This window comes from Spirosoma validum, assembly GCF_014699035.1.
Taxonomy (GTDB): domain Bacteria; phylum Bacteroidota; class Bacteroidia; order Cytophagales; family Spirosomataceae; genus Spirosoma; species Spirosoma validum.
Map to the genome: position 1 here is coordinate 16160 of NZ_JACXAA010000011.1, position 15550 is coordinate 31709.

Here is a 15550-nt window from a genome sequence, read left to right on the forward strand (position 1 = left end):
AAATTGGCCAGGATTGATTTTTACACTACTTGGATTACTGTTTGTACTGGCCGGAAGCAGATGTACACCTGACGATCCATCGCTCGACACCAGCCTTCCCGTCGATACGGTCAATTTGAAAACGCCACGTATCGTACCAGCTGGCGGCAATTTCCACGTTAAAACTGATGTTCAGCTAGTTACAGATACATTGCCTGCCGGGGCCGTCATTGAATATTCCCTGGATAAAGGCCAAACCTGGCAAGTGGGTCAACAATTTACACTGATAAAGGGCGGTCAGGTTATGGCCCGGCTACGGGCGGATAACAGGGTCTCACTAACCCGATCGGCCTCTTTCCGTTTATACTTCGAGCGGATGCTCATTATTGGGAATAGCATAACGTCACATCCTCCGGTAGCCAGTATAGGCTGGTTTAACTCAAATGGAATGGCGGCATCCGCTCCTGAAAAGGATTATGTCCATTTGTTGACCGCCAATCTGGAAACGCTTTACAAACCTCTGCTGGTTAGACTGCAAAACGGGGGAGATTTTGAGTTAAAGTTTGGAGCACCTGATTATACCAGGGCTGAATTCGCTCCGGTAATCAATGATTTCAAACCCGATCTGATTGTCGTTCGGCTCGGCGAAAATATGGATGAAAACAGGGTTCAGCCATACGATCTTGAAACTCAGTATCGAACGCTGTTGGCGGAGTTGTCCAGCACCAGTCAACCACATAAGATAATCTGTACAACCAGCGTTTGGGCGCGCCCGAAGGCTGATGCTGTCATTCGAAAAGTGACGACCGAAAAGGGCTATGTGTTGGTTGATCTAAGTGGAATGGTCGGCCAGAGTCGGTACTTTGCTGGTCAGTATTCAAATCCCGCTGTAGCCGCTCATCCTAACGACGTTGGTATGCAGCAAATTGCTGATCTGATCTGGGAAAAATTCAATAATTGACCAGATTCAACGCAACTTTTTTACCACACCGATTTGCAATTCATTTAGTCGATCATGAACTGACGATATTTGACTCCAACGCCAATTTTTGCTTTTTCGACTTGATCCAACGGAGTGCCGGTGATTCTACCCAGAACCACGACATCCAGGCCAAGGGAGCCACTATGAGTACAGACAAGACCATTAACATAATCCCTTGCATGTTTGGATAAAAGGAAACGATCGCCTGCTGAACAGGATAGCCATAGATATAGATACCATAGGAGAAATCACCGTGCCTTCCAAAGTCATTCAGTGAACCTTGTATATAAGCCAGGTAAAATATCAGGTATGGCAACAAAATGTAAGCCAATGAATTGAATAGATCATACTGACGTAAATAGATGAGACTTATACAGCCAGTAGCCGCAAGTAAAGCCCCATTGCCAGTATAGCTGATACGATCTCTGTATAGAAAAGCGAGAACACCACTCCAGAAAAACAGCAAAAATCGCATCAGGTCACCTGGCGACATATTGATCGATGGGTAGTAATTATAATAAATAGGTATCTCCTTCAACAATGTAAATACAGATATCCCAATACCAAATAAAGCAAGATTCAGGAAGCGAAATCGAAGAAGACCCGTTTGATAACAGAAAAGGAGCACTAAATAGAAACTGAACTCATAGACCAATGTCCAAAGAGAGCCATTCACCATCGGTGTAGTGGGGTTTCTTAGAAATACACCTGGTAAGTGAGACTGTGACTTAAAAAGGAGGCAGTTTTTTAGATACGTATAGGTTTCAGGATCGGAGAAATAAGTAGATAATTTGAACGTAGTAAACAAAGGGCCAAGTACGAAAATAGTCAGTAGTACCATGACAACTAACCCCGGAAAGATGCGGGCAACCCGCTTTCTGAGATAATCAAGAGCCGATGCGCTGCGATAAAGACTCTGACTGATAAGGTACCCACTGATGATAAAGAAGATACCAACCCCAAAGTAACTCAGCGGAAAATGGTGACCGCTGAACTGCTCCATAAATTCACTTTCGGTATGAAAACGACCCGATAATTGATACGAATGAGTTATAAGCACAAACACAGAGGCCACTAACCGGATAACATCAAAATTATTTGTGTGATGCGACGATGAGACAACAGGCTTCATATAGTTGCGGACCTTGTAATTGAGCAGTGTGGTACATACTTTTCATTTTTGTAACGTTGATCAATTTATGTAGCAGAAAATCTGGCTGTGTCTCAAAGGTATGATTTATTATTCATGCAACACATGTAAATTATACAACTGTACACTATAAAAAATCCTACCAGTCAATGAGATAACTGGTAGGATCAGGCTATAAGATGTGTTGCTTAACCAAGCACGATTAGTTCTCGAATCTGGATGGATCGAAGGGCACGTTAAGGTTATAAAGGTTAAGCGTAAGGCATACTTCTCTTGACAAATTATCAATTACCCGGATTATTGACACCGAAATACAACAGGCTCACTGTCTCCTGTGGAATGACTTCATTCCCATTGCCATAGCCAAGTTGAAAATACTGAATAACGTCTCTCCACTCCGGATTGGCGGCACAGTTAATCGTGTAAGTATGGTACTGCCCGTCTTTAATAGGCGTAAACGTAAAGCTTTGGCTGAGTGAATTTTCCAACCCATTTGGGTACCAGGCAGCAAACTGGTTCGGTTTATCTGAATTGTAAGGAATCTCGGATTGGCCGTTCCGTCGAAATGTCACCCGAAATTGATTCTCCTGCCCCGTATATTTCATCCGTATATACAGTGTCGAAATAGTCGATGCTTTCCAGCTCCCAAATGGCGAGCAAATCGAGCTGCGTCGGGCTGTGAGCGGTCCTCCATCCTGGCTTGGGACCAAGGTACAATTCCACCCATCACTACTAAATGGCTGCCCCTGATCATAGCCCTTGCCTACATGCCAGTCGTTTCGACCACGAGCTGCGTCGAAACGAAAATCCGGTTTATCGCCATACTTGCGTGGACGGGAATTAGCCCATACTCTCCCTTCTGTAAATGAAGGTGTTACGTAAAAACCATAATTGTGGTACCAAACATCGTGCGGATCAACTACCAGCCAGTTGGCAGGCGTTGCATAGGTTGCCTGAAACGCTCCTTCGTAATCAGTATTATTGTATTGGTAGTCGTAGCCCGTAGTACTGGCAAGGGCTAATTTATCCGTATTGACGAATATATGCAGTCCATTTTGTTCCTGAGAAATCCAGGGCTCAGCGATCATAAAATGCCCACTGGCAAACGCATTTCCGTTCACTTCTGTATTATTGGTCGTTGTATAAGGAGCGTTTGTGTAGGGTGCGTTACCCGTATAGTAACGTAGCGTGTTCTTACCGCTCCGCATAAAACAAGGGTATTCCTGAGGTACGGTTGGCTCATAAAATTTCTGATCCGTGCGGTTAAACGTAACACGGGTTTTCACATCTATTTCTCTGCCATTCAGAGCGTACCAACGCTCGTTATAAGCATCCATTAACGTATTATTCGTCGGCCAGTTAATCATCCGGGTCTTTACGTAGATGCGCTGTAGACCATCATTACCCCGAACGAAACCCCAGGTAACTACCGGCGCCCCATTGCCATAAATATCACCCACCGTCAGCGGATTCCAGCCAATTTGATTAAAACCAGGCCAGCCGCTTGCGGAGAAATCTTTGGGACCGCTATAAATACTAAGTTCGTTTTGTCTACCCCAGTCGGCAAAATTTACCAGCTTCTTTCCAGATGCCTTGTCAATAATCTGGATAGCTCCGCCGTAATTTTTTCGGACTTCAACTTTTACATACTCATTTTCCAATACAGCCGTCTCGCCAATGGTCTTACCTGACAACACATCGCTGTTATAAGATGGCCAGGAAGCAGGAGTTGCTGGAATTGGGTAATTATAGGCACCGCCACCTCCCACAGATCCGCAGGTGGGTGAGGTAGTGGTTCTCTGGGTTGAACACCCATTCAAGCTCGCTGTGACCGTTACGTCGGTACCCACCGGAACGTTGATCACCTGGCTACCCTGAACCACGCCCGCACTGCTGCTCACCGTGGCCCCCGCCTGAACTGTGAAGCCCACCGAATACGTACTGCTGCCATTGCAACCCGACGAGGTCAGAGCTAAGCTCGGTGCTGTACAGGATACACTCGGATACAGCCGACAACTGGGTATGACCTGATTGGCCTGACCCGAGTACTCCCAATACAGCTGCATCTGGGCAACATCACTCAAATCCGCATACTCCAGCTTTAGGGTGTATTTCTGACCAGCCGTCAACGTGAGGCTCCCCTCCTTCCAGCCAGATCCACGGGCACTCCAGTCATTGATAAGCAGTTGATCATTGACCCACAATCGAACCGCATCGTCGTTGTAGGTTCTAAAACTGTACGTGCCCGAAACCGGGGCCTCCACCTGACCCGACCAACGTACCGAAAAATTATCCGCATTGAGCGCCCCATCAGCTGGCGAGGCATTGCCCCAGTTGAAATACACCCGGGCGTCGGTTCGGGTAATCACCGGATTCTGCGAGAGATCGTTAGTGTTGTAATACGTACCGATTAGCCCACTCCCCGTGCCGCAGCCCGACGATGAGCCGCAGGTGGGTGAGGTAGCGGTTTTCTGAGTCGAGCAGCCATTTAAGCTCGCCGTGACCGTTACGTCGGTACCCACCGGAACGTTGATCACCTGGCTACCCTGAACCACGCCCGCACTGCTGCTCACCGTGGCCCCCGCCTGAACTGTGAAGCCCACCGAATACGTACTGCTGCCATTGCAACCCGACGAGGTCAGAGCTAAGCTCGGTGCTGTACAGGATACACTCGGATACAGCCGACAACTGGGTATGACCTGATTGGCCTGACCCGAGTACTCCCAATACAGCTGCATCTGGGCAACATCACTCAAATCCGCATACTCCAGCTTTAGGGTGTATTTCTGACCAGCCGTCAACGTGAGGCTCCCCTCCTTCCAGCCAGACCCACGGGCACTCCAGTCATTGATAAGCAGTTGATCATTGACCCACAATCGAACCGCATCGTCGTTGTAAGTTCTAAAACTGTACGTGCCCGAAACCGGGGCCTCCACCTGACCCGACCAACGTACCGAAAAATTATCCGCATTGAGCACGCCATCGGCTGGCGAGGCATTGCCCCAGTTGAAATACACCCGGGCGTCGGTTCGGGTAATCACCGGATTCTGTGAGAGATCGTTAGTGTTGTAATACGTACCGATTAGCCCACTCCCCGTGCCGCAGCCCGACGATGAGCCGCAGGTGGGTGAGGTAGCGGTTTTCTGGGTTGAACACCCATTCAAGCTCGCCGTGACCGTTACGTCGGTACCCACCGGAACGTTGATCACCTGGTTGCCCTGAACCACGCCCGCACTGCTGCTCACCGTAGCCCCTGCCTGAACCGTGAAGCCCACCGAATACGTATTGCTGCCATTGCAACCCGACGAAGTCAGGGCTAAACTCGGTGCTGCACAGGCAGACTCCTGGCCCTTTATACAGAGTTGATCTAAAACAAAACTCCTTTCAACACCCTGAATACGTAAACTATTCGTACCTGCCCGCAATTGAACGGTTACTGCTTTTTCAGCAAAAGGTCCTGCCCAATTGCCATTGTTAGTACCCGCAACGATCTGTAGATTTCCATTAACCACAATCCCTAATTGAGGGGTTTCGCCACTACTATACCATACCTGCAGAACATACTCCCCAGCAGCAGGTACGTTCGTAACGGTATAATTCATATATTCAGTGCTGTTCCCGAAACGGCCCATAAACTGACCTCCCGACGCCAAACTACTGCTTGCTACACTGCGATTACCCGTCCCTTGTTCCGCTTCAATGCACCAATTAAATGTTGACACATCAGCCGCAACGCGAGCAGATCCCTTAACATAAGTCTCATTTACAGTAATGCAAACGCCCGCTTTTTCAACAAAAAGACTTTGGCTGGTAGCCTGTTCATGGCTTCTTAATAATCGGAAACATGCCTTGTTATCGGCATTGGCAAAAAAACCCCGAATCGTATAAGTAGCTATGGTTTTGGAAGGATAAACTAGTTCGCCCGTAAGGTATTCGGTTAGATCACCGCCAGTCTGCTGAAAACTAGTCGGAAGGAGCATTTTAAGCGTATAAGCGTTTGACCCAGACGGAAAAAACATTAGATTGGGCGAGATCGAAATCAGTTGGGCCGTAACAGTTAGCTCTATCTCTTCGCCAATGGCTACCTGTTCCTTATTGGTGCTGATCTGAAAGTGGATCGGATCGTTGGTAACACGTTTCGTTTTTGTGATAACCCTACTACTTTTAAATGCAGGATCAGTTTTTTTTAAAAGTCTATAACTCCTCAATCCATCGTCAGGAGAAATACCGTTAAGTGTGAGCGATAAATTGGCATAGTTGGCCTGAATAAGTGAGAAGATAAGAGTCAATAATAGGAACTGACTAAAATAGTCATGTAAATAATTCTTCATCCTGTATTGGCTTGTAGAGTGAGTACAATGTTACCTTATACGGGATGTACGAAAATATTTAGTATATAGATTTCCTATTATTCGACATTTTAAATATTTAAATATGTATTTTTATTTACTTATATAAAAAAAGAATTAACAGCCTCAAAATACGCTAAAAAATATACTTAACAAGAAAGGGAGCTGAAGTGAATTCGCTTATTTTAGTATATTCGACATTTTATTAGCTATAATTAGAACTGGAATCTTCTTACTCATAAGGATTATAATACGTAGAATAATTCTTTTGTATAACTGAATAACTTTAAGCCATTCATATACGCAAACGCGTACTCGAGTTAAGTATCAATTTTATTAATTATATCAATAGTTAGTTATCCAACCATTAATATAACTTATTGTCAAACTCCGTTTATTTATTAGGAATACTTTACGTATCACTAATTCTTCTCAGTAGCTGAATCAGGCTTAGTAACGATTATGGTATCCTGGTAATCATAAAAATCACCTCGCCCCGCCCAATAGCCATAGTGAATTGGTCCATCTAATGTAAATCCTGTTTTTGTAAGCATATCCAGAATAACATGTTCATCAAAAGCAATGGCATTTTCGGGCGCTTCATGACTTTCAACCATGGATGAACTCGTGAATGGCAAAAAGATTATACTGGATTTGCCTTCAGCAATAAGTTGGCGGGATGTTGGATTAAGCAGAAAAATCGTGAGGTAAACACGGCCGTTTGGTTTAAGTACTCGATACATCTCGCTTAAGTAACGAGCTATATCCTTTTCAAACATGTGCGTAAAAACCGACGTTAAAAAAATGAAATCAAATGTTTCTGGCGGAAACGGAAAAGTGAGTTCTGAAGACCGAAGCGTAGCCGTAGGATTGTATCTTTTATTATAAAGATTCAGGTGTTGAAAATGAAAATTAGGATGTTTATCGGCAATGTGTTCATTGCACCAATCCACGCCATCTTTTACTATTTCGATACCTTCATAACGACTGGTGGGGGATAAATAACTGGTCAAAGGAAGCGCCATACGCCCTACTCCACTGCCAATATCCAGTACGTTGTCTGTAGGCTTTAGTTTACCTATTTCCTTAAATCGCTGTAAAAATGCGATTCCTTGATTTTTAAAATCGCCACCACCAACAAAATGAAGTCGGGTTGGAGGTGTCATTGAATCGCGTTGACCTGTGATAATTTCCCACTGATCAATAACTGAAACTGGTATAAGGCTTTTTATGACTTTCTTAACAAAGGAGGGAATTAGTTGTCTGATATTCATAAAACATATATTGAAAGTTCTTTTTTCTATAGTACCGTTCTACACTTCGATTCACTATTAATAAAAGTTTATTTCCTTGCAATATGAACTATATAAATACATCAACATATAAGATCTATCTTTCAAATTTATACTTAACTATCAATGCTTACCGTCTTACTACTCATGTATATTTACGAATTATAGAGTCATAAATGCTCGCGTCATACACGAGCATTTAATCCGGAAACGAATTGACTTACTAAAGCTAAAGTCTTATGGGGCCACAAGCAAAACAACATCTTCAGCAACTGTTAACCTCAACGCTACGTCGGTTGCAGCAAGATGCGAATCATCTCGATCCGGTTGATGAATTGATAGGTCAGTGGAGTGACGCGCTCGGCGAAGGCAATCTGACGCTGGAGAATGTTGCCAACGAATTGTTTTCGCTCAAGCAAGCCCTGGCAGAAAAGAAAATGGCCAAAATTGCGGGTTCATTGCATACGCTTAGCAAATTGACGAAGCTGGCTGCCAACGAATCGTCGGACGTTGGTTTGGTTGGTCAATTGGTGCAGCTAGCTGAGGTTCTGGAAGAGTTATCAACTCGAGTTTCTCAGAAATAAAGAAATTTTAAAATTGATTTTACAAAAAAAGAGACGGCTACGTAGCCGTCTCTTTTTTTGTAAAATCATGCACTGATTGTTAAGCTTTTTCCAAAGACTTAATCTTATCATAAGAGGCTTTCAGATCACTTAATTGTTTCTGTAAGTCTTCCTTGATGTAGGCCGGAATGTGATCTTTGGCGATCGCATCTTCATACGCTTCTACAGCTGCACTCTCGCCAAACTCTACGGAGCTTAACACAGAGTCCCGGTCTTTTCCAGTCAGGGCAGACTTAATATCGATCCAGGCCCGATGTAGCTTGCTTGCCACATCCGTGGATGTTGCGTCCGATACAGCCAGACCATCTATTCTCACAATGTGATCAGCGAGTTGGCTACGGAAATTTTGACTTTGGATAACGTAGTGCCGAAACAGGTCATCCAAACCAGCGTCTTCATTGTCTTCAATAGCTTTTTCGTACCCTTGAATACGGTCATTATTGATCTTGACCAGATCGTTGAGATCGTCGACAATTTCTTTATTCGTAATCATAACAGTTGCTTTTTCGATAAGTAATGAATCGGAAGTACAACCCACGTATAGAGCGGATTGTTTTCAGGGGAAGCAGGAAAAAATTAGTGTTGTACACCTACCGCTACTTAAGCAACCTTCATTGACTGGCAGGTGGAGTTGCCCCTTTGTTTATATCCATATATACACATCTGATTCAAGTGCTGCCTATTACTTAGCAAATTTATATTTGTTATTATTTCTTTCGTAAACGGTGGAATTTAGGCCGTTTAGTCAATTATTTTTCTTTTCTGAAGTTTTTTTTCGATTACTTAAAACCAAGCGGCCCTATTAACCGTAGTTATAGCAATTCTCCCGATGAACGGCAGAAAGAAAAACTTCACTAAACTATTTATCTCAATGGAAAAACTACCCAAAGATCTGGCTGAAATCAGTCAGTCCCTGACGGGAAAAGAATCGGCACGGCTTGGTCGTCGAATCTTTATGCGTTACCTCGGAGCAACGGCTGCTGCCGGCGTGGCTTTGAGTGCTTGCCAGAATGAAGTGATGGACTCTGCTACACCACGTGGTGCCGCTCGGGCGGGTTACAGAGTAGTTGACCTTGGTGACCTTGAGACGAATGATACAGCCATTTTGAACTACGCCTACGCGTTGGAACAACTGGAAGCTGCGTTCTATTCTCAGGTAATAATGACGCCATACACGGGTATAACGAACAGTGAAATGATCATCTTGAAAGATATCAGAGATCACGAAATCGCTCACCGTGAATTGTTCAAGACAGCTTTGGGTGGTGCTGCAATCCCAGGATTGACACCCGACTTCACCATGATTGATTTCAAAAGTCGTGCTGCTGTATTAGGTGTTGCTAAAACGTATGAAAACCTTGGTGTGTCTGCTTATAACGGAGCTGGCAAATTCATCAAGAATGCTGATTACCTGACACTTGCGGGCAAAATTGTATCGGTTGAAGCTCGTCACGCGTCTATCATTGCTACGTTGATTGATCCAATGTCAGTAGCGTTCGCAGGAGAGCCCGAAGTTTCTAATATGGGCGGTTTAGATAAAGTACGGTCGTTCAGAGAAGTATTGACGGCGGCAGCTCCATTTATCTATGAAACCATAAACTTTAACGCTCGATAAGCTAGCCCCTAATCTCCTATAGCCATGATTTTACAAAACATACTGAATGAAATTGAGAACGTTGATGCCGAAGTGTATGAACGTCTCGAACATGTATCACGTCGGAATATGTTCCAGACGTTCATGAAAAAGGCAATGAAAGGTGCTGCCGCTGGTGCTCCTGTAGTATTTGCCTCAATGCTTAACAAAGCCTACGCTGGTCAGGAGGATATCGTCGACGTATTGAACTTTGCCCTGACTCTGGAATACCTGGAAGCCGAGTTCTACAACGTAGGATTAGCGCAACCAAACTTACTTCCTGCGGGCAGCATGGCTCGTACGATCTACACGCAAATTGCCCTACACGAGAACGAACACGTTAAACTGCTAATAGGCGCTTTAGGTGGTCTGAAAACTGCGGGTGGTGCTGCTATTCTTAAGCCAGACTTCGATCTTACGTATAAAGGCGCTTTCGCAAACGTACTGAGCGACTATAATACGTATCTGGCGGTATCGCAGGCACTGGAAGACACAGGTGTTCGGGCTTATAAAGGTCAGGCACCACGATTAATCGGTACATCTACGCCAGCCGTTCCTTCTGTACTGGAAGTTGCTTTACAGATTCACTCGGTTGAGGCTCGTCACGCAGCTCGCGTTCGCTACCTACGTGGCTACAAAGGCTGGATCACGAATGAAGATACATCGAACATCCCAGGCGTAGGCGCTGTCTACAAGGGTGATAACATGGTTACTCAGGCGGGCATCAATGTATCGTCAATCACGGGTATCTCACCAGATACCATCTCTGAGTCGTTCGATGAACCACTGACAAAAGAACAGGTGCTGGCTATCGCTACACCATTTATTGTCAAATTCAATTAATTAGTGAAGTTGATAGTAACAAAAAAAACGGGACTAAGTCCCGTTTTTTTTGTTTAAGGAGAACTCGTTGTTATGCTACGTATCCGAACGGTTGATCCTTTTTCGTAAGCATACTGCGTTTCAGGACTGGTCAAGGCAATCTGAGCAATGATGCCCGTCCAGCCAGATAGCTGGCTTGTGTTGATTTCATACGTCCGGAACTGCCCATCGCCAACAATCGGAAAATCGACGTAGCGTCCTGGATCTTCCTGTATTTCATTGCTCTCACCAGGTCTTAGCCAAACCAAACGGGCAACGGTTCCTTTCGTTTGAAACGCTGCCTGAATGTATAGCTTCGGTATCTCGTTGGCATACCAGACCGTCATGGGCGATGCAATGCGAAAACGTGGTTTGTCCAGACTATCACGTTCCCAACGGACATTCAATTCATTTTGGATAGGCCAGCCTCTGTCGTGCGTATTTGTGTAATACCAGCCTAGCCGATTATTTGTGAATCGGAATTCAGGGCGCGTAATTGGTCGGGGCTGGCTATAAGCGAATTGGCGAATTTCGTTCAGCGAACCCACTACCAGTGTATATTCATAGTCATACTGCCCATTATGGTCAATGACCAAAAAGGGTTGTGTATTCATATAACCGCTATTAAGGTCAAATTCTCCACCTGTCCGACCAGTCCCGAACTTATCCGTTCCGAAACGTACTTCACCCGATTTATATAGTCCAACGCCCCGGCCCTGATCATTCAATAAAGCTGTCCAGTGTTCTGGTGTATACCGGTAATACCAGCTTCCACTCGTCGTAAATTCCGAAACAGCATCGTTCGTAAACGGCTTTTGCCCAACATAACTAACCATCCGATAATAAGGTCCATTCAGATAGACGCAGGGCATTTCCTGAGTGCGAGCTTCATAGTGCGTTGTATCAGCCCGATTAACCGTTACATGACAACGCACATGAATCGTGTTGTCTTTTAATTCATACCAATGTTCGAATATGCATTCTGCGGGAACATCCTTGTATTGAAATATAAGGGGTATATTCTTGACATATAGCGTGTTCTGCCCCTGTTGATAGCTGACAATACGCGCAGGGGTATTGTAATAATCGCCCGTTTGAACTGGATTCCACCCTAAAAACCGCCAGAAATTAACAGGTACCTGTCCAGGCACAATGTAATTATATGGCCCGGCATAAATAGCAGTCTGAATCTGTCGTCCCAAATCAGGATTATTGACCATATTCTCATTACTGCCTGCTTCGGCCAGATACGTAATGGCGCCACCGGCATTTAAGTCAATACCCATCCGCACTTTATCGTTAGCCAGATAGAGACGCTTCTGGGCAGCGGGTTGTTCCTGTACAGGCAACCCACCTCCTTTGGCAGGGGGTACAGGCGCTACAATCGTATAGGGTGCCGTAGCTGGATAGTCACGCGTGCAACTAATGATCAGCTTACTTACCAACAGCAACAGTAAACAGTAACGAACCATAAATACAGAAGTATATTTTTTATCCAGATAGACGACAGAATTAAAACGTCTTGCCAACCATTCTGTTCCCGAAAGTAAAGGCAATTCCTTTGTTCAAGGAAGTGTTTACCTACGATTTACTGTAAGTTCGGATTTTTTTACGTTAGTCGCCTACTCCTTTCGCTTGTATCCGCTATTTTTGCAGGATTTTTGGTTACGCTTTAACAAGCTGCCGATCATTATCTGTTTTGTTCATCTGTATTCAGTAGCCATTACACATACTGAAGCCGCCCGTGCGGTTCATTGCTCCACAGAAAAATGCCCAAAAACACCAACATTCGCTCCGTCCTTATTATTGGCTCAGGCCCTATTGTTATTGGTCAGGCGTGTGAATTCGATTACGCCGGATCGCAGGCCGCCCGCTCTATTCGGGACGAAGGCATCGAAGTCGCATTGATTAACTCCAATCCGGCCACGATCATGACTGATCCGATCAACGCCGATTACGTGTACCTGCTACCTCTTGAGAAGAAGTCGATCGTTGAGATTCTCAAAAAACACCAGGAAATGGGTCGGCCAATTGATGCTGTCTTACCAACAATGGGTGGTCAAACAGCACTGAATCTGGCCATTGACTGCGATAAAGCCGGCATCTGGCAGAAGTATGGGGTTCAGATCATTGGGGTTGACATCAAAGCGATCGAGACAACCGAAGACCGGGAAAAGTTCCGCCTGCTCATGCTCCAGCTTGGCGCAGGGGTGTGCAAAGGACGTACAGCCCGCTCGTTTCTGGAAGGTAAGGAAATCGCACAGGAAATCGGATTTCCACTGGTTATTCGGCCCTCGTTTACGCTAGGAGGAACGGGAGGTGGCTTTGTGAATACACCCGAAGAGTTTGATAAAGCTCTGACGCACGGCCTGCACGCATCGCCAGTGCATGAGGTACTGGTAGAGCAGAGCGTAATGGGATGGAAAGAATATGAGCTGGAATTGTTACGTGACAACAACGGCAATTTCATTATCATCTGCTCCATCGAGAACTTCGATCCGATGGGTATTCATACTGGCGATAGCATCACAGTAGCGCCTGCCATGACCCTGCCTGATACACTATACCAGCAAATGCGTGACCTGGCAATTCGGGTTATGAGCGGTATCGGTCAATTTGCGGGCGGGTGTAATATCCAGTTCTCAGTCAATCCGCAAACGGATGAGATTATTGTCATCGAAGTAAATCCACGGGTAAGCCGCTCGTCGGCTCTGGCTTCTAAAGCAACGGGTTACCCCATTGCCAAGATTGCCGCCAAAATGGCTGTAGGTTACAACCTCGATGAGTTAATCAATCCCATTACCGGAACCACTTCGGCCTTTTTCGAGCCTGCCATCGACTATGTAATCGTGAAGGTTCCCCGTTGGAATTTCGACAAGTTTCCAGGGGCCGATCGTTCACTAGGACTCCAGATGAAGTCGGTGGGTGAAGCGATGGGTATTGGCCGGAATTTCCAGGAAGCGCTCCAGAAAGCCTGTCAGTCGCTCGAAATCCGACGTAACGGCCTGGGTGCCGATGGTCATGAGCTTACCGACCGAAATGCGCTTACGTACAGTCTTCAGCACCCAACCTGGAACCGGCTGTTCCATATCTACGACGCCTTTAAAGCGGGTATGTCATTCCGTACGATTCAGCAGCTGACCAAAATTGACCCCTGGTTCTTACATCAGATCGAAGAGTTGATTGAATTGGAGCGCGAGATTCAGCAGTACGATCTGGAGGACTTACCGCCTGAGTTGCTACGTACCGCCAAGCAGAAAGGATACGCCGACCGTCAGTTGGCCCATTTGCTACAGGTGAAAGAAAGCAAGGTGTATGAGTACCGTCAGCAGCATAACATTCGTCGGGTATACAAGTGTGTCGATACGTGTGCGGCAGAGTTCGAAGCCAAAACACCGTATTACTATTCGACCTTCAATAACCAAGTGCCCATAACAACCGATCATGCAGAACCCGTTTCGGATCTGCCCGGTAACGAGTCGATACGTAGTGATCGCAAGAAAGTAGTAGTGCTGGGTTCAGGGCCGAACCGAATCGGACAGGGTATTGAGTTCGATTACTCATGCGTACATGGCGTACTGGCGGCCAAAGAAGCGGGCTACGAGACGATCATGATCAACTGCAACCCGGAAACCGTTTCGACCGACCCCGACATCGCTGATAAGCTTTATTTCGAGCCGGTGTTCTGGGAGCACGTTCACGCCATCATTATGCACGAACAGCCCGAGGGCGTTATTGTGCAGCTGGGGGGACAGACGGCGTTAAAAATGGCCGAAAAGCTGACTCGTTACGGTATTAAGATTATTGGTACAAGCTGGGAAGCACTCGATTTAGCCGAAGACCGGGGTCATTTCTCCGAAATGCTCAGAAAGCTGGATATTCCGTATCCAAAGTTCGGCACGGTACGTGAATCCGAAGGAGCGATCGAATTATCGCGTGAATTAGGCTTCCCATTGCTGGTACGTCCTAGCTACGTATTAGGTGGGCAGAGCATGAAAATTGTGATTAACGAGAACGAACTGGAAGCGCACGTGATGAAGATTCTGGAAGATATTCCCGATAATAACATCCTGCTCGATCACTTCCTCGAAAACGCAATCGAAGCTGAAGCCGATGCCATCTGCGACGGTGAAGACGTGTATATCATTGGTATCATGGAGCACATTGAACCAGCTGGTATCCACTCTGGCGATTCGTATGCCGTTCTACCAACCTTCGATCTGAGCGATAACGTAATCCGGCAGATCGAGGAGCATACAAAGAAAATTGCCGTTGCGCTTAAAACGGTTGGTTTGATCAACATTCAGTTTGCGATCAAAAACGAAGTGGTTTATATTATCGAAGCCAATCCCCGCGCCAGCCGTACAGTACCCTTTATTTGCAAAGCCTACCAAGAGCCGTATGTGAATTATGCTACCAAGGTGATGCTGGGCGACAAAAAGGTGAAAGATTTTGATTTCAAACCTGTTAAAAAAGGCTATGCGATCAAGATTCCGGTGTTCTCGTTCAACAAATTCCCGAACGTGAACAAGGAGCTCGGCCCCGAAATGAAATCAACCGGCGAGGGTATCTATTTCATCGACGATCTGACCGACGATTATTTTCAGAAGGTTTATTCCGAACGAAACCTATATCTAAGCCGGTAATCAACATAGTTTGATTTATTTATTGAGCCACATTC

10 protein-coding genes are annotated in these 15550 nt (G+C 45.6%); 5 read left to right on the plus strand and 5 right to left on the minus strand.

Annotation, left to right across the window (positions count from 1 at the left end):
• The first annotated feature begins 13 nt into the window (after positions 1-13).
• The gene (locus IC230_RS24625) at positions 14-940 is read left to right on the plus strand and encodes an SGNH/GDSL hydrolase family protein (protein ID WP_223860824.1); all 927 of its coding nucleotides are present in this window, start codon (positions 14-16) and stop codon (positions 938-940) included.
• 52 nt (positions 941-992) lie between these two features.
• Here IC230_RS24625 and IC230_RS24630 read toward each other — a convergent pair whose 3' ends face one another.
• The 3 genes from IC230_RS24630 to IC230_RS24640 all read right to left on the minus strand — a co-directional run bounded on the left by IC230_RS24630 (position 993) and on the right by IC230_RS24640 (position 7734).
• Positions 993-2093, minus strand: coding sequence for an acyltransferase family protein (locus tag IC230_RS24630; protein ID WP_191041737.1), 1101 nt, complete (start codon positions 2091-2093; stop codon positions 993-995).
• A gap of 302 nt (positions 2094-2395) precedes the next feature.
• Positions 2396-6442: a PA14 domain-containing protein gene (locus IC230_RS24635; RefSeq protein ID WP_191041738.1), complete on the minus strand. Its 4047-nt coding sequence runs from the start codon at positions 6440-6442 to the stop codon at positions 2396-2398.
• 440 nt (positions 6443-6882) lie between these two features.
• Positions 6883-7734 carry a class I SAM-dependent methyltransferase gene (locus IC230_RS24640; protein ID WP_191041739.1) on the minus strand — a complete coding sequence of 284 codons (852 nt, stop codon included), beginning with the start codon at positions 7732-7734 and terminating at the stop codon, positions 6883-6885.
• 257 nt (positions 7735-7991) lie between these two features.
• Between IC230_RS24640 and IC230_RS24645 the strand changes: the two genes are divergently transcribed.
• Positions 7992-8336, plus strand: coding sequence for a hypothetical protein (locus IC230_RS24645; RefSeq protein WP_191041740.1), 345 nt, complete (start codon positions 7992-7994; stop codon positions 8334-8336).
• 79 nt (positions 8337-8415) lie between these two features.
• On the opposite strand, the gene IC230_RS24650 is transcribed toward IC230_RS24645, so the two are convergent.
• Entirely contained in the window at positions 8416-8868 is a 453-nt protein-coding gene (locus IC230_RS24650) for a ferritin-like domain-containing protein (protein ID WP_191041741.1), read from the minus strand.
• A 378-nt stretch (positions 8869-9246) separates the two neighbouring features.
• Here IC230_RS24650 and IC230_RS24655 point away from each other — a divergent pair, with 378 nt between their 5' ends.
• On the plus strand, positions 9247-9990 hold the full coding sequence (locus IC230_RS24655; protein WP_191041742.1) for a ferritin-like domain-containing protein: 744 nt from the start codon (positions 9247-9249) through the stop codon (positions 9988-9990).
• A 24-nt stretch (positions 9991-10014) separates the two neighbouring features.
• The gene (locus tag IC230_RS24660; protein WP_191041743.1) at positions 10015-10851 is read left to right on the plus strand and encodes a ferritin-like domain-containing protein; all 837 of its coding nucleotides are present in this window, start codon (positions 10015-10017) and stop codon (positions 10849-10851) included.
• A 53-nt stretch (positions 10852-10904) separates the two neighbouring features.
• Here the strand turns inward: IC230_RS24660 and IC230_RS24665 are convergent, their stop codons facing one another.
• Complete coding sequence (locus IC230_RS24665) at positions 10905-12341, minus strand: hypothetical protein (RefSeq protein ID WP_191041744.1); 1437 nt, start codon at positions 12339-12341, stop codon at positions 10905-10907.
• 297 nt (positions 12342-12638) lie between these two features.
• Here IC230_RS24665 and carB point away from each other — a divergent pair, with 297 nt between their 5' ends.
• On the plus strand, positions 12639-15515 hold the full coding sequence (gene carB / locus IC230_RS24670; RefSeq protein WP_191041745.1) for a carbamoyl-phosphate synthase large subunit: 2877 nt from the start codon (positions 12639-12641) through the stop codon (positions 15513-15515).
• Positions 15516-15550 lie beyond the last annotated feature (35 nt).